Source organism: Neorhizobium galegae (assembly GCF_021391675.1).
In the GTDB taxonomy this organism is placed as follows: domain Bacteria; phylum Pseudomonadota; class Alphaproteobacteria; order Rhizobiales; family Rhizobiaceae; genus Neorhizobium; species Neorhizobium galegae_B.
In genome coordinates this window covers 2,963,476-2,980,505 of record NZ_CP090095.1, presented here as the reverse complement: position 1 = coordinate 2,980,505, position 17,030 = coordinate 2,963,476, and the positions used below count along the sequence as shown (strand labels likewise).

Here is a 17,030-nt window from a genome sequence, read left to right as displayed (position 1 = left end):
ACGGATTCGAAACTTCGTTTGGCAAGTCACCGGGTGCCGGGGCGCCGGGTCACTCGGGTACGGGGTTCCTGCGGTTCCTGCGGCTGGGGGATCAGCGCTTCCGGTATCGTCAGGCTCGAATAGACGCGGTTGCGGCCGTTCTTTTTGGCCATGTAGAGAAGCTGATCGGCGGCGTTGAGCTGGTTGCCGAAGGTCTCGCGCTCCTCCATTTCCATGACGCCGATGGAGATGGTCACCGATATGTCCTTGTCCTGCAGCGGGATGCTGGTGGTCTGGACGCGGCTGCGTACCTGCTCGCAGAAGGAGTGGGCCTGGAAGGCATTGGTATCCTTCATGTAGATTGCGAACTCTTCGCCGCCGAGGCGGGCGGCGAGGTATCGCTTGTCGATGGTCATCTCCCTGAGGGTACTGGCAAGACGCTTCAGCACCTGGTCGCCGGCCTCGTGGCCGTAGGTGTCGTTGACCGACTTGAAATGGTCGATGTCGAGGATGGCAACCGCGTCGTTTGCCGGTGCAGGCTCCAGGGGCGGGTTCTTCTCGAAGAAGAAGCGGCGGTTTGCGAGGCCCGTCAGATGATCTCGTTCCGCCAGGTAACGCAGCCGCTTCAGCTGGGTCAGCGTTTCGACATTGTTGTCGATGCGGCATTGCAGCTCTTCCGGGACGAAGGGACGGTAGATGAAATCCGACGCGCCGGCCTTCAGGAAGCTTGCGGAAAGGCCGCGGTCGGACGAAGACGAAACCCCGATGATGCGCAGTTCGTCCGAAGGCCGGGTTGCGCGAATGCGCCTCGTCAGTTCGTGTCCGTTCATGTCGGGCATGTTGTAGTCGGTGATGACCAATTCGATTGATGGGTTCTCGGCAAGCATGTCCAGGGCCTCCTTGCCCGAAAGGGCTTCGAGGACACGGAAGTTCTGCCGCTGCATGATCTCGACCAGACCGGAGCGGGCCCATCTCGCGTCATCGACGACGAGAACGGAAAAGGCGCTGTTGGTCAGGATGCGGTTCACCGTCCTGACGACCGTATCCACCGTCGTGTTGTCGCTCTTGACGATGTAGTCGATGATCTTCCGCTCCGTGTAGCGGATCGTGGCGTCCGTCTCAGAGGTTGCCGTGAAGACGATTGTCGGAACCGCGTATTCGGCAAGCAGGGCAAGGATCTCGCCGTTGGGCGCGTCAGGCAGGTTGAGGCCGGTCAGGGCCAGGGTGAATTTCTGCCCTGCCAGCAGCGTGCGAGCCTGCTCCAGGCTCGCACAGCAAAAGGTCCTGCCGGCAGTCTCCCGCTCGAGCCGCTGTCGCAGCAAGGCCGAAAGAGCGGCGGAATCCTCGACAATAAGGATGTCGTTCGATGATTGCAGGTTCGGAAAGTCCGAGTCAGGCCGATTTCCGGTGCCGTCATTCATTCGATTGCCTAAAACGCTGTTCCTGTTGGCCGGGAAGAATACGCCCGATGGATTACCATTCTCTTAGAATCTAAACCTATGTTTGCGCCCAAAATCTCATAGTCTCGTGCCGGTTGCCAAGTCACGGGGCCGGCGGCGCCCGTCGCCCCCGCACCCATCCATTCCATCGAACGTTCCCTTCGAAAGAATAGCATTTGCGCCAAACGCGCCCGATAACTATCTGACGGGTATCAACGAATGGATTTTTGCAAGATGGAACTCGGGCTTCATACTTTTGGCGATGTCGATGCCGCGGCACTGGACAAGGGCGCAGAAGGCGCAAGGCGGATCAGGAATCTGCTGGAGGAGATCGCCCTTGCCGATCAGGTGGGGCTCGACGTGTTCGGGCTCGGCGAACACCACCGCCCCGACTATGTGGTCTCGTCGCCCTCCACCGTGCTTGCCGCGGCAGCCGCGATCACCAAAAACATCCGGCTGACCAGTGCCGTCTCGGTGCTCTCGTCCGACGATCCGGTGCGGGTTTTCCAGCAGTTTTCGACCGTCGATCTTATTTCGAATGGGAGAGCGGAGATCATGGCGGGCCGCGGTTCGTTCATCGAATCCTATCCGCTGTTCGGCTACGACCTCGGCGACTACGACGAGCTGTTCACCGAAAAGCTCGACCTGCTGCTCGCCATCCGCGACGAGGAAATCGTCACCTGGCAGGGTGAGAAGCGCGCGCCGATCAACGGCCGCGGCGTCTATCCGCGCCCGCTGCAGAGGCAACTGCCGATCTGGATCGCCGTCGGCGGCACGCCGCAATCGGTGGCGCGGGCAGGGGCCATGGGCCTGCCGCTCGCGGTTGCCATCATCGGCGGCGAATATCCGCGCTTCGCACCCTTCTTCAACCTCTACCGCGAGGCCGCCCGCCGCGCCGGCCAGGATCCGGCTGGGCTGAAGACCAGCATCAACGTGCACGGCTTCATCGCCGACAGCACGCAGGCCGCCGCCGACCAGTTCTACGGCCCCCAGGCGGAGGTGATGAACCGCATCGGTCGCGAACGCGGCTGGGGTCCGACCAACCGGGCGCATTTCGACGAGGCGCGCTCGGCGCTCGGCAATCTCTTCCTCGGCGAGCCGGAACTGGTGGCCGAAAAGATCATCGCCGCACACAAGGTGTTCGGCATGGACCGGTTCCTGCTGCAGATGGCGATCGGTCCAATGCCGCATGACCAGGTGATGCGCGGCATCGAGCTCTACGGCACGAAAGTGGCGCCGCTTGTCAGAAAAGAATTGACGGGCTCGGCCGATGGCGCGAAACCGGCCGCCTGATCGAGTTAGGACGCGTTAGGACGTAAAGCAGACCATGGTTATCTCCACCGAAGACGAACTGGCCAAGCTGAAGGATATCGGCAGGCTTTGCGCGCAGGCGATGGAAACGATGGCGAAGGCACTGGAGCCGGGCATCACCACCCGGGAGCTCGACGCGATTGGCCGCAAGTTTCTCGAAGACAACGGCGCGCAATCGGCGCCGGAGACCTGCTACCAGTTTCCGGGCGCCACCTGCATCAGCGTCAACGAGGAAGTCGCCCACGGCATTCCGGGCGATCGGGTGATCCAGGCGGGCGACCTCGTCAATATCGACGTGTCGGCGGTCAAGGACGGTTTCTTCGGCGATACGGGCTCCTCCTACGCAGTGCCGCCGGTGAAGCGCGAGATCGAAAAACTCTGCCGCGACGGCCGCCGCGCACTCTGGACCGGGCTGCAGCAGGTCAAGGCCGGCAAGCCTCTTTCCGGCATCGGCAATGCGATCGGGACCTTCGCCAAGAAGAACCGCTATACGCTGATCACCAATCTTTCGAGCCACGGCATCGGGCTGACGCTGCATGACGAGCCGAAGGAAATCCCGACCTGGCCGGACCGCCATGAGACGCGCTCGATGGAAGACGGACTGGTGTTCACCATCGAGCCGTTCCTGTCGCTCGGTGCCAACTGGGCCGAGGACGGCGGCAATGGCGATCCCTGGACGCTCTACAGCGATCCCAAGGCACCTACCGTGCAATACGAGCACACGATCGTCGCGACCCGCAACGGGCCGCTGATCCTGACGCTTGCGGATTGAGCGAAGACTTCTGCCGTTACGGAAAAATGCTGCCGTTACGGCAGATCGGTCAGTTGTGTTTGTTGCCGCCCGACACGGCATCGACACGACGATAGAAGGCTTCGGTGCGCTCGGTCTGAAGGTTTCCAAGCATCTGGCGCGTATGGACGCGTGCCGCGCTCTGCAGCAATTGTGCAAAAGCGGCGTAACCGACGGCGTCGGCCTGGCGAAGCTGGGTGATCAACGGATCGACGAGTACTTCGGATAGGGTCAGGTCATGTTCCATGCGCATGCCTCCGCGCCCCGATGGCGATGGGTGAGAGATTGGCTGGCTTTCATGTCAGCAGCAAGACGATTTCCGTCATGCACTGCACCAAATCGTCGCGGCACATGCACGATTGCTTGTGTACCGATCCATCATTCCGGTGCATCGCTGCAATGAAAATTCCTCATTTGCCGCGACCGGGCGCGGCTGCGATAACCGTGCCATGCTGCAGATCAATACGAGTTATTCGCACCGCCCCCTGCTGATCGGCTTTGCCGGCTCGATCGCCATGGCGGCGGCGATGGGGTTCGGGCGCTTCTTCTACACGCCGATCCTGCCCGGGATGATGACGGGCATCCCGCTTTCGGCGGCGGATGCGGGTTATATCGCCGCGGGCAATTTCGCCGGCTACCTCGTCGGCGCCATCCTGTCGGCCTACGGCTGGGCGGCCGGGCGCGAGCGCAAGGTGGCCCTCGGCGGGCTTCTGGCGACTGCGATACTGCTCGCTGCCATGGCCGCGACCGATTCCGTCGTCGCCTTCATCGTCATCCGGTTTCTGGCAGGGCTTGCGAGCGCGCTTGCGATGATCTTCACCTCGTCGATCGTGCTGCCCTATGCGGTCGGCCGCGACAATGTGAACGTCCTGCATTTCGGCGGTGTCGGGCTCGGCATCGCACTGTCTTCGGCGCTGGTCTTCGTCGTCAACGCGATGGCCGGCGATGGCGCCCATGGATGGCGCATGAACTGGCTTGCCGGTGCGGGGATCGTGCTCGTCGTGCTCGCCGCAGTCGCCTGGATCCTGCCGAAGCAGGCGATCGGCACCGGTTCGACGGTCGAGCCGCCGCTTGAATGGCGCAGGCCGCTCGTGCTGCTCACCGCCTCCTATGGCCTGTTCGGCTTCGGCTACGTGATCACCGCGACCTTCCTCGTGACCATCGCCCGGATCGGCAATGCCGGTCCGATCGTCGAATTCCTCGCCTGGTTCCTGACCGGTTCGGCCGCCGCCGTCTCGCTGATCCTGTGGCGGCCGGTGGTCAATCGCTTCGGGCTCGCCAAGGCCTATACCGCAGCGCTCGGGCTGCAGATGGTCGGGGTGCTCGGTTCGGTCATGCTGCCGCCGACCGCCGGGGCGCTTGTCGGAGGGCTGCTGCTCGGCGTCACCTTCATGGTGATCACCGCCTACGGGCTGCAGATCGGCCGGAAACTCTCGCCGGAAAGCCCGCGCCGCGCGCTCGCCTCTGCCACCGCCGCCTTCGGCACCGGCCAGATCATCGGCCCGCTTGTGGCCGGCTGGATCGCTGAAGCAAGCGGCGGCAGTTTTGTCGCCCCGACGCTGATCGCGGCGGCGGCGCTTGTCGTCTGCGTTCTCCTCGCACTCCCGGTTGCGCGCAGCGCTTCCTAATAATCCCGCGGTTACAATTGCGTAACAAAGTGACGGGCCCATTGCCGCCCCCTTGGAACTGCCTTAGTTTCCGGCTCAACAGTCGTTTCCGACATCCCGCCGACTCGAACTCAGGAAAGCCAAAGCTCCGTGTTCCACTCCTTCTTTCCCCGGCCAAAACTGTTTTTCCTGTCCGCAGCGGTATGGACCCTCGTTTGTATCTTCGTATGGTACACCGTTGGACCAGAGGTTGGGTCCGCTATCGGCCTGCCGCCGCTTGCCGAGGGTCAGAAGGCGCCTGTCGGGCTTGCTTTTTTCTTCACCCCCGACAACCTCTGGTTCTATCTTTACTTCACGATATTCGTGGTCATATTCGGCGTTGCCTGGAGAATTATCGAGAGGGATCACCCCTGGGCGAACTGGTCCATCTGGGGCTCAGCTTTTATCATCTTTATCGCCTATTTCAGTGTGCAGATTTCTGTTGCCGTGAACAATTGGCGCGGCCCGTTTTTCGATCTCCTTCAACGGGCATTGGCCCGCGAGCCGGGGATCACGGCATGGCAGTTCTATGATCTTCAGTTGCGGTTTTTCGAGATCGGCGCGGTTGGCGTTGTCCTTAGCGTGACAACGGCTTTCTTCACCAACCACTACGTATTCCGCTGGCGCACGGCGATGAATGACTTTTACATGTCTAAGTGGGAAAAGCTGCGCCATATTGAAGGTGCCTCCCAGCGCGTGCAGGAAGACACGATGCGTTTTGCCAATATCCTCGAAGGACTTGGGGTGGCGCTGATCAATTCGGTTATGACGCTTGTGGTGTTCCTGCCCCTGCTTTTCGCCATGTCGGAGCATGTCAACGACCTGCCGATTATCGGTGCAATTCCGCACGCGCTATTCTGGTTGGCCATCGTATGGTCGTTGTTCGGCACCGCGCTTCTGGCGCTTGCCGGCATCAAGTTGCCCGGGCTGAACTTCCGTAACCAGCGTGTAGAGGCTGCCTATCGCAAGGAACTTGTCTACGGCGAGGACCATGCTGATCGGGCGGATCCGGTTACCGTACGTGAGCTGTTCACCAATGTGCGGCGAAACTATTTCCGCATGTACTGGCACTATCTCTATTTCAACGTGGCGCGTTACTCCTTTGGCCAGCTGGATGCGCTTTTCCTGCTGTTCATCCTTGTGCCGACCTTCGTCGCCGGTCGCATCACGCTCGGCATCTGGCAGCAAATTTCCACCGCCTTCGGTCAGGTTAGCGACAGTTTCCAGTATCTGGTCAGCTATTGGTCGACGATCATCGAACTGCTCTCCATCCATAAGCGTCTGAAGGCATTCGAGGCGGCGATCAATGATGAGCCGCTTCCGGCCATCGACCAGCATTACCTGGAGCGTGAAGCCGAAGGCGGCGAACTTGCGGCCGATAAGCCGTATTGATTTGGATAACAGGTCTTAGGACAGCAGTTTTGGCCGCGCCGGACGGCTTGTCCGGCGCGGTTTTGGTTTGGGAATGGGGCAGGCGGTGTCGAGTATATGGGAGGTAGGTGGTTTTGCCTGCCCCGACCGGTTCCTGCAGCTTTTGGGGAGTTGTCAGTTCCCGTTCCACCACGTTCGACAGCCATCACCGGAAACCGGGGTCCGAAAACCCTTGGAGGAGAATGCCGGTTCGCGAACCCGGTTTCCCATCCGATGACGGGGTGATTATGGAGCGGGTTTCGGGAGGCGGGGATGGACGGGGACGTGAATGCGGGTAAGGGGTTGATGAGGCTGGACGAGTTTTTCGCGGGTGGGTGAAATCGTCCCCGGCAAAGACCCCTCCCGCCCTGCCGGGCACCCTCCCCACAAGGGGGAGGGAGATATGCCGCGCGCTCACCATTCTCTATCATGGGCATGGATGTTTCCGAAGACGACGAGGTCATATCTTCGATCGCGAGAGTGCCCAGAGGCCGATGTTCGAGGTTGATAGTTTGGCGCCGGCATAGCGGCTTGGTCTCCCTCCCCCTTGTGGGGAGGGTGGCCGGCAGGCCGGGAGGGGTCTTTTACGCCCAAACTCTCAGGCCAATCGAAACCCTACAGCCCCGACGCCACCCGTGGCTTTTCCCGTTCGCGGATCAGCCTGATCGCCTCCGAATAACTCACGCAGGCGACGTCCTCTCTCCCGCAGACCTCGGTCACCAGCCGTTCCATTGCCCGCCAATAGGCGCCGCCGTTCATTTCGACGAAATGCAGGCCGATCTGGAGGGGGATGCGGTCGCCGTCATACTCCTTGTCGAAGGCGGCCTTGAAGGCGGAGTAGGCGCGTTCCTCGAATTCGGCGGAACTGCTCGGATTGTCGATGCCGCCGGAATGGCGGATGAAGAGGTTGTAGTCCATGGCGATGATCGGCCGACCCGCCGGACCTTCCGGGATAAGCGGCAGTCCGAAGCGGATCAGGCCGCCTTTTTCCTCCGGCATCATCGGCCCCTTGCTGACGAGGCTGGCGTCATAGCGGATGCCGGCCCGTCTTTCGGCTTCGACCAGGCCGGGACTGATGGAAAAATAGGGAGCGCGGAAACCGGTGATCCCGGTCGCGACGAAATTCCTCCAGCCTGGAGGTTCCTCCGATCCGGCGCCTGATGTCTTCCAGGCATCGGTCAACACGTCGTGGAAGGTGCTGAACTCGGCGGTCCAATCGGCCGCCGTCCAGTCCTTGCCGTCGAAATGACCGCAGGTGTGGCTGGAAATATCGTGGCCTTCGAGATGCGCCTGCCAGACGTGGCCAAGTCTTTCGCGGGCCTCGGCAGCCGTCTGGGCAAAGCCGATATTCGATTTGCCGGGCTTCTCGTTCGGCCCCTGATAGCTTTTGGCATTGGCGCGCTCGATAACCAGCGTGCAGGAGAGGAAATAGGTGAAATGGGCATTGGTGCGCAGGGCGAGATCGCGGCTGCGCTGCCAGAGATTGTTGGCGCCGGCGCCGTCGAAGGAGACCATCACCAGCTGTTTCGGCTTGCCAGCGGTATTGTCGGCGGCATTGGCTGCGAAGGGCGCGGCGAGAAGACAGAGGACGAGGGGAAGGGCAAGCGAACGCATCGGGCACCTGAATCATGGCGGAGGGCAGCCGGCTTTGTGGCCGCTGAATAAGGCAAAGCTTTGAGCGGTTGGGTTTAAGTGCGGATTCCTGCCGAAACGCCGCCAACGGGCGCTCCCGGGCGGGTGTTTTTCGCTTTGCGCTTGCCGCCTTTGCAAAACCGGCGGCCACTTTTGCGCGACAGGCGTTAAGGGGGGCCTTACATCTCCGGGAAAATAGGCTAGAAGGCGCTTTTCCGCATGATGGGCCGGTTGGGCCGGAGACTTTGATGGCGCAGGACGACGACAGTTTTATTCGCGAAGTGAACGAGGAACTTCGCTCCGATCAGTTCAGGGGTGCATGGCAGCGTTACGGCAGGGTCGTGATCGGTGTGGCCGTGCTGATCGTCGTCGGAACGGCCGGCTATCGCGGTTACGAATACTGGGACACGCATAATTCCTCGCAGTCCGGCGACCGTTTTCTCGCAGCCCTGAAGCTTGCCTCGGAAAACAAGAGCGACGAGGCGCTCTCCGCCTTCGCAGCGCTCGAAAAGGACGGCACCGGCGCCTATCCCGTGCTCGCCAAGCTGCGCGCCGGTTCGGTGCAGCAGTCGAAGGGCGACACGGCCGGGGCGATCGCCACCTTCTCGGCAGTCGGCAAGGACAACGCAGCGCCGCAGTCGATGCGCGACCTTGCCAGGATGCGCGCCGCATGGCTGCTGATCGACAACGGCACCTATGAACAGGTGGCCGCCGAAGTGCAGCCGATGGCGGTGCCCGCCAACCCGCTTGCCAATTCCGCCCGCGAGGCGCTTGGTCTTGCCGCCTACAAGGCCGGCAACTTCGCGCAAGCCAAGGAATGGTTCCAGCAGATTGCCAATGATGCCTCCGCGCCGCGCAACGTTGCCAACCGCGCGCAGATCATGCTCGACAACATCGCCTCCTCCGGCAAGGCGCCCTGACGGTTTTCGCTCAGGGCTTTAAGGATAAGAGAATGAGCTTCACCGTCGCCATCGTCGGACGCCCGAATGTCGGCAAGTCCACGCTTTTCAATCGCCTGGTTGGAAAGAAGCTGGCGCTTGTCGACGACACGCCGGGCGTCACCCGCGACCGCCGTCCGGGCGACGCGAAGCTCATCGACCTGAAATTCACGATCATCGATACCGCCGGCCTCGAAGAGGCCGGGCCGGAGACGCTCGAAGGCCGCATGCGCGCCCAGACCGAGGCCGCGGTCGATGACGCCGACCTGACGCTGTTCGTGGTCGACGCCAAGTTCGGCCTGACGCCGCTCGACAAGACGTTCGGCGAGCTCTTGCGCCGCAGCGGCAAGCCGGTCGTGCTGGTCGCCAACAAGTCGGAAGCGCGCGGCTCCGATGCCGGTTTCTACGACGCCTATACGCTGGGCTTGGGCGAACCGGTGCCGATCTCGGCCGAGCACGGCCAGGGCATGATCGACCTGCGCGATGCGATCGTCGAGGCGCTCGGCGAGGAACGGGCGTTTCCGGAGGCCGACGACGAGGCGGAGACCAATATCGACGTCCGCGATTCCGATTTTGCCGGTGACGCCGACGAAGAGGTCGAACCGGAATACGACGAGACCAAGCCGCTGCGCGTCGCCATCATCGGCCGACCGAATGCCGGAAAGTCGACGCTGATCAACCGGTTTCTCGGCGAAGATCGGCTGCTGACCGGCCCGGAAGCGGGCATTACCCGCGACAGTATCTCTGTCGAATGGGAATGGCGCGGCCGCACCATCAAGATGTTCGACACCGCCGGCATGCGCAAGAAGGCGCGCGTCCAGGAGAAGCTCGAAAAGCTCTCGGTCGCGGATGCGCTGCGCTCGATCCGGTTCGCCGAGACGGTGGTGATCGTCTTCGACGCGACCATTCCGTTCGAGAAGCAGGACCTGCAGCTCGTCGACCTGGTGCTGCGTGAAGGCCGGGCCGCGGTGCTCGCCTTCAACAAGTGGGATCTCGTCGAGGACACGCAGGCGGTGCTCGCGGACCTGCGCGAAAAGACCGAGCGGCTGCTGCCGCAGGCGCGGGGCTTGCGCGCCGTGCCGATTTCCGGCCAGACGGGCTACGGGCTCGACAAGCTGATGCAGAGCATCATCGACACCGACAAGGTGTGGAACAAGCGCATCTCGACCGCCAGGCTCAACCGCTGGCTCGACGGCGTGCAGACCCAGCATCCGCCACCGGCCGTCTCCGGACGCCGCCTGAAGCTCAAGTACATGACCCAGGTGAAGGCCCGCCCGCCGGCCTTCATGGTGTCCTGCACCAGGCCCGACGCGCTGCCGGAAAGTTATGTGCGCTACCTGATCAATGGTTTGCGCGCCGATTTCGATATTCCGGGCGTGCCGATCCGCATGCATTTCAAGGCGGGTGAAAATCCGTTCGAGGGGCGCAAGAAGAAGCGGTAGGGTTTCTGGGGACTGGGTTTCATTTAGCTCCCGTCTCGGGTCTGCCCCTCATCCGGCTGCCGCCACCTTCTCCCCGTTTTGACGGGGAGAAGGACGCAAGCCGCAAGCGCTCACTTCAAATCGCTCCATCGGAGTGCGGCCACCTTTTGCAGCGATGAGGTTGGCGGAAACGGTGCGGCATCGTTTCCTTCTCCCCGTCATAACGGGGAGAAGGTGCCCGGCAGGGCGGATGAGGGGTTGATATCATACCGTCGAAGGCCGAATTCCACCCCGTGGCGCGGCCAGCTTCGGCCGCCCTTGCGCGATCATCACATTGTTCAAAAACTGCTTCGACGCGGCTTCCCACGTGAAGTTACGGGCAAGCGTCCGGGCATCTTCGCGCGAGCAGTTCAGCGCGGCAAGGCAGGCCACGCGAAGATCCTCGTTGAGTGCGCCGGCGCCGGAACCCTCCTCGATGATGTCGATCGGACCGGTGACGGGGTAGGCGGCGACCGGGACGCCGCTTGCCAGCGCCTCGAGGATCGTGTTGCCGAACGTGTCGGTCTTCGACGGGAAAACGAAGACGTCGGCCTGGGCATAGGCGCGGGCAAGATCCTCGCCGGTCTTCATGCCGGTGAAGAGCACGTTCGGATACCGCTTCTGCAGGTCGGCGCGCGCCGGGCCGTCGCCGACCACGACCTTGGAGCCGGGCAGGTCGAGATCGAGGAAGGCGGGCAGGTTCTTTTCCACCGCGACGCGGCCGACGGTCATGAAGATCGGGCGCGGCAGATCGAAGGGCCGCTCGTCGAGATCCATCGGGTGGAACATGGTCTGGTCGATGCCGCGGCTCCAGCGCAGCAGGTTTTTGAGGCCGAGCTTGGACAGTTCGCGCTCGAGACTGGCGGTCGCGACCATGCAGCCGTTGCCGGCATTGTGGAACCAGCGCACGAAGCCATGCAGCCAGCGGACCGGGATGGGGAAGCGCGCCGACACATATTCCGGAAAACGGGTGTGATAGCTGGTCGAGAAGGGGATGTTGTTCTTGAGGCACCAGCGGCGGGCAAGCAGCCCAAGCGGACCTTCGGTTGCGATATGCACGGCGGTCGGCATCGACGCCTGGATGGCGCTGGCGATCTGCCAGTAGGTGGCGACCGAGAGACGGATTTCCGGATAGGTGGGGCAGGGAACGCTGGTGAAATCCTGCGGCGTCACCATCGTCACGTCGACGCCCATCTGGGCAAGTTCCCGATTGGTATTCTCGATCGAACGGACGACGCCGTTCACCTGAGGGTACCAGGCATCCGTCACGATGGTTATTCTTGTCATGGAAGGTCGAACCCGGTTGCCGATCCGTCCACGACTCGCGCGTGACGGAGCGTTGTCGGCCCTCTATCGGAAAAGTTTGTTACAGGCTGATGAAGGGGGCGTGTCGAGGGCTTCAGGGTTGAATTGCCGCGAGCTCCGGAAAGTGATATCTAATTCCCGCAAGGGAGATATCTCAAATGCCGCTTTTCGTTCGTGACGAGGAAATCGCCGATATGACCGTCGAGCTGCAGGGGCTTTTGAAAGTCCCCACCAAGACCGAAGCGTTGCGCCAGGCCTTGCGCCACGAGCTGGAGCGGGTCAGGGCGACGGTGCCGGTCAAGGAGCGGCTGGCGAAGGCGCGGGCCATGGCCGATGCGCTGGGACCGCCCAATCCGGGCTTCGACCAGAAGGCATTCGCTGACGATCTCTGGGACGATCTTTGATGTTTATCGACGCCTCGGTCATCGTTGCCATTCTGAAACCGGAAGAGGATGCCGACGAGCAGATGCGGCGCCTCGATGATGCGGGAGGGCCGTTTTACGTGTCTCCGCTCGTCAGGATGGAAGCCAGCCTGTCGTTGGCTCGGGCCAAGGCAGAGGCTTTGGGCAAGGATAGAAGGCCGACGACGGAGATGGTCAAGGGCGCCGGCGATGCTGTCGATGAGTTCATAAGCGCGCTTGCGGCAGAAGACATCGCGATCTCATCCGAGATCGGCATCGCGTCGCGCGACGTTGCCGTCCGTTACGGGAAGATCGTCGGCCACAAGGCCAAGCTCAATCTCGGCGACTGTTTCACTTATGCCTGCGCTTCGAGCATAGGGCAGAAAATCGCCTACAAGGGCGAGGATTTCATTCACACCGACATGGCGTGAAAGCGGAGGACTGCCCATGATTTCGTCGACCGTCGAGCTTCGCAACGTGGCCGGTACCGAGGCGGCGCTGGGCTGGGCCGGCAGCCATACGATCGTCGTCGACCGGCCGGAGGGCAAGGCCGGCGGGCGCAATCTCGGGTTCAATGGCGGGCAGCTGCTGGCGCTGGCGATCGGCGGGTGTTTCTGCAACGATCTGAGATACGCGGCGCACGAAATGAACATCGATATCGAGGATATCGCGGTCAGCGTCACCCTTCAGCTCGATGGCACGCCGCTGGTTGCCGTGGGTGCGGAGCTCGACATCATCTGCACCTCGGGCGATGGTGCCGACACGAGGGACCTGATCGAACGTGCCAAAAGCGTCTGCACGGTCGCCAATTCGGTAATGCGCGGGTTTCCGGTATCGTTCCGGGTCGCCGGCTGACGCTCGAGCGAGGGCAACCGGCGCCGGGGCCGCTATTCCGCGGCGATGGTGAACTCCTGATCGAAGGTCGAGGTCTGGTCGCCGCTCATGTCGTGGATCGTATAGGTCAGGGTATATTTGCCAGCCGGCGCACCCGTCAGCGTCAGGGTGAAATCCATGGAGAATTCCATGTTGGCGTTGTGGCTCTGCAGAACATTGGTGGAGAAGGCCTTCTTGTCGAGCATGACGTCGCCGTTCGCCGCCTTGATCTTCAGGTCCGATACGAAGTTGAGTTCGTACATGTCGTGGGGAAGCTCTTTCCACCCAAATCCGATCGGTTCGACATAGGTGATGACCTTTTCACCCGGCTTGAAAATGCTGGACTGCTTCTCCTGATAGATGCCGTAGCCGGTGGATGGCGCGGTGACGAAGGTTACCAGACGCTCCGTCAGGCCGAGCTTTCCCCATGCCTCATAGGTCTTTGTTTCGGCCTTGGTCAGGGCATCGATCGGAGCGGAGTGTGCGGCCGGGGAGAGGGCCAGGACGGTCAGGAAGGCAAGCGCGATACGCATTTTCTGTTCCTCGTTGGGTGCAATCATCAATCGCGCCCACTCTTTCAGATAATGACTGAGAATTGATTTATGACGCGCCGCTGAAACAAACGGACAACGGGCATCGATCCGGCGCCCTTATCCGTTGTGTCCAGATACGTTCGGTGGCGTTTTACCCCGGCAGCAGCGCCGGGCTGATCAGCGCACCGTGGTGGCCGATGACGACCGAGGCGACCGAGGCACCATAGGCCGCTGCCTGCGCCGGCGGGGTGCCGCGGACGAGGCGTGAGAGGAAGGCCCCGTTAAAGCTGTCGCCGGCGCTGGTGGTGTCGACGAGCTGGTCTGCCCTGACGGAGGGGACGTGGACGGTGGCGGTGCCGGCGAAGCTCAGCGTCGCGCCATCCGCGCCGTTCTTGACCACGACGTTTTCGACGCCGAGCGCGTGGTAGCGGGCGATGGTGTCGGCCACCGTCGCATCGCCGAAATGGGTGGTTTCGTCGTCGAAGCTCGGCAGGACGAGGGAGGCAGCGCGGGCGCCGGCCTCGATCGTTTTGAGCATATAATCCCTGTTCGGCCAGAGGCGGGGGCGGATGTTCGGGTCGAAGGCGACCGTCTTGCCGGAAGCCTTGGCGCGGCGCAGTTCCGACAGCAGCGTTTCGACCGCTTCGGGTGCCAGGATGCCGAGAGTGATGCCGGAGAAATAGAGGATGTCGGCGGCTTCGATTGCCGCGCGCAGATGGTCGGCATCGTCGGCGAGTTTTTTGGCGGCGGCGGTGTCGCGCCAGTAGCTGAAAGTGCGTTCGCCGTTCTTCAGCGTGATCAGGTAGAGGCCCGGCGTCCTGCCTTCGATGCGGCGGATGAAGCTCGTGCCGATGCCGGCATCCCGCATCATCGACAGCATTTCGCTCGACAGGGGATCGTCGCCGACGGCGGTGAAATAATCCACCGACCATTCGGCCGGCAGGCAGGCGCGCGCATACCAGGCGGTGTTGAACGTATCGCCGGCAAAGCCCTTGCGCAGCAGGCCTTCGCCCGCCTGCGACAGCTCCACCATGCACTCGCCGATCGAAAGAAGCCGTCCGCCCAATTGCATCCCTCCCGTATTTTGAAACTCGCATAGGCCGAAGTTTCAGCCGTGGCAAGAGAGTGGTTCGGGAACTTCGCAGAGCCCTGCTTATGCGTTGTCTTTTGAACGGGGGGCACTAGGTTGGGCTGGAACATTTGAGGAAGGAGAGTCGGACGATGGCGACACAGGCGGTGAAGGCAGTCGATGCGAACTGGTGGCGCGGCGCGGTGATCTACCAGATCTATCCGCGCTCCTTTCAGGACACGAACGGCGACGGGATCGGAGACATCAAGGGCATTACCGCACGCCTGCCGCATGTCGCCTCGCTCGGTGTCGATGCGATCTGGCTCTCGCCTTTCTTCACCTCGCCGATGGCCGACATGGGCTACGACGTCTCCGACTACTGCAATGTCGACCCGATGTTCGGCACGCTCACCGACTTCGACGAGATGATGGCCGAGGCCGAGCGCCTGGGGCTGAAGGTGATCATCGACCAGGTGATTTCCCACACGTCCGACCGGCATCCGTGGTTCGTCGAAAGCCGATCCAGCCGCACCAATCCCAAGGCCGACTGGTATGTCTGGGCCGACCCGAAACCGGACGGCACGGCGCCCACCAACTGGCTGTCGATCTTCGGCGGGCCGGGCTGGGAGTGGGACGGGGTGCGCAAGCAATATTACATGCATAACTTCCTGATCGCCCAGCCGGACCTCAACTTCCACAATCCCGAGGTCCAGAACGCCATGCTGGACACGGTGCGCTTCTGGCTCGACCGCGGCGTGCACGGGTTCCGGCTCGATACGGTCAACTACTATTTCCACGACAAGCAACTGCGCAACAATCCGCCGATGGTCTACGACACCGACGGCGCGGGCATGGAGACGGATACCAATCCCTATTCCATGCAGAACCACCTTTATGACAAGACGCAGCCTGAAAATATCGACTTCCTGAAGCGGCTGAGAGCGCTGCTCGACAGCTACGAGGGGCGCGCGACGGTGGGCGAGGTGGGAGACGGGCCGCGTTCACTTTCGACGCTGGCGCTCTACACGACCGGCAACGACAAGCTGCACATGTGCTACACCTTCGATTTCCTAGGCCCTGCCTTCGATGCGGCCTATATCCGCACGGTGATGACGACGGTTGCCGATACCGTCAGCAATGGCTGGGTTTGCTGGGCCTTTTCCAACCATGACGTGGTGCGCCATGTGACCCGCTTCACCAAGTCTGCGGAGGAACAGGATAGGGTCGCAAAACTGTCGGCCATCCTGATTTCCACGCTGCGCGGCTCGATCTGCCTTTATCAGGGCGAGGAACTGGGACTGACCGAGGCGGAGCTTTCCTACGAAGATTTGCGCGACCCCTACGGCATCCGCTTCTGGCCGGCCTTCAAGGGGCGCGACGGATGCCGCACGCCGATGGTGTGGGAGGCAAGCGAACCACATGCGGGCTTCACCACGGGTTCGAAGACCTGGCTGCCGGTTCCGGGCGAACATGCGCGCCGTGCCGTCGATGCGCAGGAGGCGCTCCCGGATTCTGTGCTGCACCATTACCGGGCGGCACTCGCCTTCCGCAAGGCGCATCCGCCGCTCATCGACGGCGACATGACCTTCCTCGACACCAACCAGGACCTGCTCGCCTTCGTGCGCGAGAAGGGCGGGGAGACGCTGCTGTTCGTCTTCAACCTGACCCGCGAGCCGCAGAACTTCACCTTGCCGAAACGGTTCGGCGAAAGCCTGCCGGTTAACCTGCCCGGCTTCGTGTCGCGGCTCGAAAAGGGCGTGGTGAAGCTCGATGCTCTCGACGTGTTCTGCGCCCGGGTGTGAAGGTTCTTCAAGCCGGTGGCATATTCTCGAATTTCGGCAGGGCCGGATCGAGATGGTCCCAGGCGTGGCCGGCGGCGTGCCAGGTCACGAATTGCGGCTTGTACAGGCTTGGATCGTCAAGGCTACCGGCGCGGATGACGAAGTAATCCGGCATAGCTGGGAACGTCATGTAGACCGGCGAACCGCAGGTGGGGCAGAAGGCCCGCCTTTTGACGGTCCCGCCGTCGCCGGTCGCCTCCCAATGGGTCGCATTGCCCTCGACCTTGACGGCAGCGCTTGGGAAGGTGAGGTGGGAGGCGTGGCCGGTGCCGCTTTCGCGCTGGCACTGGCGGCACTGGCAATCGACCATGACCGCCGGTTCGGCGGAGATTTCATAACGAAGTGCGCCGCAGGCGCATCCGCCCGTAAAAAGGGTGCTCATATCGCATCTCCATAGGTACGG

The 17,030-nt window shown here is 62.2% G+C and carries 17 protein-coding genes; 10 read left to right on the top strand and 7 right to left on the bottom strand.

From position 1 onward, the window contains the following. Positions 1-26: 26 nt before the first annotated feature. A complete protein-coding gene (locus LZK81_RS14785; RefSeq protein WP_046603766.1) occupies positions 27-1,400 on the bottom strand; it encodes a diguanylate cyclase in 1,374 nt (457 codons plus the stop codon). Between the two features lie 252 nt (positions 1,401-1,652). Between LZK81_RS14785 and LZK81_RS14780 the strand changes: the two genes are divergently transcribed. Beyond that, positions 1,653-2,711, top strand: coding sequence for an LLM class flavin-dependent oxidoreductase (locus tag LZK81_RS14780; RefSeq protein WP_046604109.1), 1,059 nt, complete (start codon positions 1,653-1,655; stop codon positions 2,709-2,711). A 34-nt stretch (positions 2,712-2,745) separates the two neighbouring features. Further along, positions 2,746-3,501 carry a type I methionyl aminopeptidase gene (gene map, locus LZK81_RS14775; protein WP_046603767.1) on the top strand — a complete coding sequence of 252 codons (756 nt, stop codon included), beginning with the start codon at positions 2,746-2,748 and terminating at the stop codon, positions 3,499-3,501. A 49-nt stretch (positions 3,502-3,550) separates the two neighbouring features. Here the strand turns inward: map and LZK81_RS14770 are convergent, their stop codons facing one another. Further along, the gene (locus LZK81_RS14770) at positions 3,551-3,766 is read right to left on the bottom strand and encodes a hypothetical protein (protein WP_046603768.1); all 216 of its coding nucleotides are present in this window, start codon (positions 3,764-3,766) and stop codon (positions 3,551-3,553) included. A 202-nt stretch (positions 3,767-3,968) separates the two neighbouring features. Between LZK81_RS14770 and LZK81_RS14765 the strand changes: the two genes are divergently transcribed. Next, positions 3,969-5,147 (top strand): YbfB/YjiJ family MFS transporter, encoded by a 1,179-nt coding sequence (locus LZK81_RS14765; RefSeq protein WP_233953749.1) that lies wholly within the window; start codon positions 3,969-3,971, stop codon positions 5,145-5,147. Positions 5,148-5,276: 129 nt separating this feature from the next. Further along, positions 5,277-6,557 carry a peptide antibiotic transporter SbmA gene (sbmA, locus tag LZK81_RS14760; protein ID WP_046609199.1) on the top strand — a complete coding sequence of 427 codons (1,281 nt, stop codon included), beginning with the start codon at positions 5,277-5,279 and terminating at the stop codon, positions 6,555-6,557. Between the two features lie 633 nt (positions 6,558-7,190). Here sbmA and LZK81_RS14755 read toward each other — a convergent pair. Continuing rightward, positions 7,191-8,189, bottom strand: a complete 999-nt coding sequence (locus tag LZK81_RS14755; RefSeq protein ID WP_233953748.1) for a polysaccharide deacetylase — start codon at positions 8,187-8,189, stop codon at positions 7,191-7,193. 266 nt (positions 8,190-8,455) lie between these two features. On the opposite strand from LZK81_RS14755, the gene LZK81_RS14750 reads away from it, so the two are divergent. Next, the gene (locus tag LZK81_RS14750; RefSeq protein WP_233953747.1) at positions 8,456-9,127 is read left to right on the top strand and encodes a tetratricopeptide repeat protein; all 672 of its coding nucleotides are present in this window, start codon (positions 8,456-8,458) and stop codon (positions 9,125-9,127) included. Between the two features lie 32 nt (positions 9,128-9,159). Beyond that, positions 9,160-10,587, top strand: a complete 1,428-nt coding sequence (der, locus tag LZK81_RS14745) for a ribosome biogenesis GTPase Der (RefSeq protein WP_046603772.1) — start codon at positions 9,160-9,162, stop codon at positions 10,585-10,587. A gap of 243 nt (positions 10,588-10,830) precedes the next feature. Here the strand turns inward: der and LZK81_RS14740 are convergent, their stop codons facing one another. Continuing rightward, entirely contained in the window at positions 10,831-11,892 is a 1,062-nt protein-coding gene (locus LZK81_RS14740) for a glycosyltransferase family 4 protein (RefSeq protein WP_233953746.1), read from the bottom strand. Between the two features lie 176 nt (positions 11,893-12,068). Between LZK81_RS14740 and LZK81_RS14735 the strand changes: the two genes are divergently transcribed. Genes LZK81_RS14735 through LZK81_RS14725 form a run of 3 tightly spaced genes read left to right on the top strand, consistent with a single transcriptional unit; the run spans position 12,069 to position 13,166 of the window. Continuing rightward, on the top strand, positions 12,069-12,314 hold the full coding sequence (locus LZK81_RS14735) for a type II toxin-antitoxin system VapB family antitoxin (protein WP_046625296.1): 246 nt from the start codon (positions 12,069-12,071) through the stop codon (positions 12,312-12,314). Further along, positions 12,311-12,742, top strand: a complete 432-nt coding sequence (locus LZK81_RS14730; RefSeq protein ID WP_233953745.1) for a type II toxin-antitoxin system VapC family toxin — start codon at positions 12,311-12,313, stop codon at positions 12,740-12,742. The genes LZK81_RS14735 and LZK81_RS14730 overlap by 4 nt, the downstream gene beginning before the upstream one ends. Positions 12,743-12,758: 16 nt before the next feature. Beyond that, on the top strand, positions 12,759-13,166 hold the full coding sequence (locus LZK81_RS14725; protein ID WP_046609203.1) for an OsmC family protein: 408 nt from the start codon (positions 12,759-12,761) through the stop codon (positions 13,164-13,166). Between the two features lie 32 nt (positions 13,167-13,198). Here LZK81_RS14725 and LZK81_RS14720 read toward each other — a convergent pair whose 3' ends face one another. Together LZK81_RS14720 and LZK81_RS14715 are read right to left on the bottom strand one after the other, a co-directional pair. Further along, positions 13,199-13,717, bottom strand: coding sequence for a hypothetical protein (locus LZK81_RS14720; protein WP_046604111.1), 519 nt, complete (start codon positions 13,715-13,717; stop codon positions 13,199-13,201). Positions 13,718-13,868: 151 nt separating this feature from the next. Continuing rightward, positions 13,869-14,783, bottom strand: coding sequence for a sugar kinase (locus tag LZK81_RS14715; RefSeq protein WP_046603777.1), 915 nt, complete (start codon positions 14,781-14,783; stop codon positions 13,869-13,871). Between the two features lie 155 nt (positions 14,784-14,938). Between LZK81_RS14715 and LZK81_RS14710 the strand changes: the two genes are divergently transcribed. Further along, the gene (locus LZK81_RS14710; protein WP_233953744.1) at positions 14,939-16,588 is read left to right on the top strand and encodes an alpha-glucosidase family protein; all 1,650 of its coding nucleotides are present in this window, start codon (positions 14,939-14,941) and stop codon (positions 16,586-16,588) included. Positions 16,589-16,595: 7 nt separating this feature from the next. On the opposite strand, the gene LZK81_RS14705 is transcribed toward LZK81_RS14710, so the two are convergent. Further along, a complete protein-coding gene (locus LZK81_RS14705) occupies positions 16,596-17,009 on the bottom strand; it encodes a GFA family protein (RefSeq protein WP_037076485.1) in 414 nt (137 codons plus the stop codon). Between the last annotated feature and the right edge of the window lie 21 nt (positions 17,010-17,030).

What these genes read in the sequence shown, in the direction of transcription:
- map (WP_046603767.1), top strand. Translation starts at nt 2,746, where the DNA reads ATGGTTATCTCCACCGAAGACGAACTGGCCAAGCTGAAGGATATCGGC.
- der (WP_046603772.1), top strand. Translation starts at nt 9,160, where the DNA reads ATGAGCTTCACCGTCGCCATCGTCGGACGCCCGAATGTCGGCAAGTCC.
- LZK81_RS14750 (WP_233953747.1), top strand. Translation starts at nt 8,456, where the DNA reads ATGGCGCAGGACGACGACAGTTTTATTCGCGAAGTGAACGAGGAACTT.
- LZK81_RS14740 (WP_233953746.1), bottom strand. Translation starts at nt 11,892, where the DNA reads ATGACAAGAATAACCATCGTGACGGATGCCTGGTACCCTCAGGTGAAC.
- LZK81_RS14720 (WP_046604111.1), bottom strand. Translation starts at nt 13,717, where the DNA reads ATGCGTATCGCGCTTGCCTTCCTGACCGTCCTGGCCCTCTCCCCGGCC.
- LZK81_RS14765 (WP_233953749.1), top strand. Translation starts at nt 3,969, where the DNA reads ATGCTGCAGATCAATACGAGTTATTCGCACCGCCCCCTGCTGATCGGC.
- LZK81_RS14780 (WP_046604109.1), top strand. Translation starts at nt 1,653, where the DNA reads ATGGAACTCGGGCTTCATACTTTTGGCGATGTCGATGCCGCGGCACTG.
- LZK81_RS14705 (WP_037076485.1), bottom strand. Translation starts at nt 17,009, where the DNA reads ATGAGCACCCTTTTTACGGGCGGATGCGCCTGCGGCGCACTTCGTTAT.
- LZK81_RS14725 (WP_046609203.1), top strand. Translation starts at nt 12,759, where the DNA reads ATGATTTCGTCGACCGTCGAGCTTCGCAACGTGGCCGGTACCGAGGCG.
- LZK81_RS14785 (WP_046603766.1), bottom strand. Translation starts at nt 1,400, where the DNA reads ATGAATGACGGCACCGGAAATCGGCCTGACTCGGACTTTCCGAACCTG.
- LZK81_RS14755 (WP_233953748.1), bottom strand. Translation starts at nt 8,189, where the DNA reads ATGCGTTCGCTTGCCCTTCCCCTCGTCCTCTGTCTTCTCGCCGCGCCC.
- LZK81_RS14770 (WP_046603768.1), bottom strand. Translation starts at nt 3,766, where the DNA reads ATGGAACATGACCTGACCCTATCCGAAGTACTCGTCGATCCGTTGATC.
- LZK81_RS14710 (WP_233953744.1), top strand. Translation starts at nt 14,939, where the DNA reads ATGGCGACACAGGCGGTGAAGGCAGTCGATGCGAACTGGTGGCGCGGC.
- LZK81_RS14735 (WP_046625296.1), top strand. Translation starts at nt 12,069, where the DNA reads ATGCCGCTTTTCGTTCGTGACGAGGAAATCGCCGATATGACCGTCGAG.